Origin of the sequence: Oceaniovalibus sp. ACAM 378, assembly GCF_008085915.1 — a bacterium.
Lineage (GTDB): Bacteria > Pseudomonadota > Alphaproteobacteria > Rhodobacterales > Rhodobacteraceae > Oceaniglobus.
The window spans coordinates 1-697 of the sequence record NZ_VSJK01000090.1; the positions used below are offsets into that span (position 1 = coordinate 1).

Annotated in this window: 1 protein-coding gene; it reads right to left on the reverse strand. The window is 55.1% G+C overall.

Going from position 1 to position 697, the window contains the following annotated elements:
* A partial coding sequence (locus FQ320_RS25325) for a helix-turn-helix domain-containing protein (RefSeq protein WP_148476011.1) occupies positions 1-330 on the reverse strand: 330 nt, incomplete at its 3' end.
* Between the last annotated feature and the right edge of the window lie 367 nt (positions 331-697).

Consider the following 697-nt stretch of genomic DNA (forward strand, 5'->3'; position numbering starts at 1 on the left):
TGCTTGGCCGTCAAACTTAAGTCGACTCGCGATCTGTTCCGGAGACCAGCCTGCCTTGAGCTGTTTGATCACGGCATCTCGCAGTTCAATAAACCGCACCAGCTTGCGCCGACGCGCGCGCCGGTCGACGGCAGACCTTTGTGCAGTCACCCCGTAATAGCCGTTCAGCTTTGGCAGCTCGTCATCAATATATCTGTTCCGCTTGATCTCGCGAAACACGGTTGAACGTTGCCTACAAATCTCAGCAGCAATCTCGTCCACCGACATCTTTGCATTCAACATGTCTTCGATAGTGCGTCTCTCACGCAATCCTAACTCTGTGTGGCCCATCTTCCGTTCTCCTTGCTTTCCAGCAAGATAGGGGATTTGTCGCAACCCAGTTTAGAATGTGCCCCGGCTATATCCAATGTTGCGACCAAGTAGAAATGTCCGTCGGCCCGCAAAGTAGAAATGTCCCACTTGGTGGTCCGCTATCATGGCTGGGCAGGGCGGAGACCTCATATATCGCAGCCCTGAACAGCCATGCGGGCGTGGTCATTCGGCGGCGTGAGACGGGGCAGCTTCGACTTGTTTCTTTGCACGTTTGGCCAGCTTAGAGTTCCAACCTTCGGTATTGCGGCGGCCATTTGGCTGATAGCGTGTCGCTTGTTTGCCGGCGCGCCGTTTCTCTGGGGCCGCTTCGTCCTGTTCAGCTTTG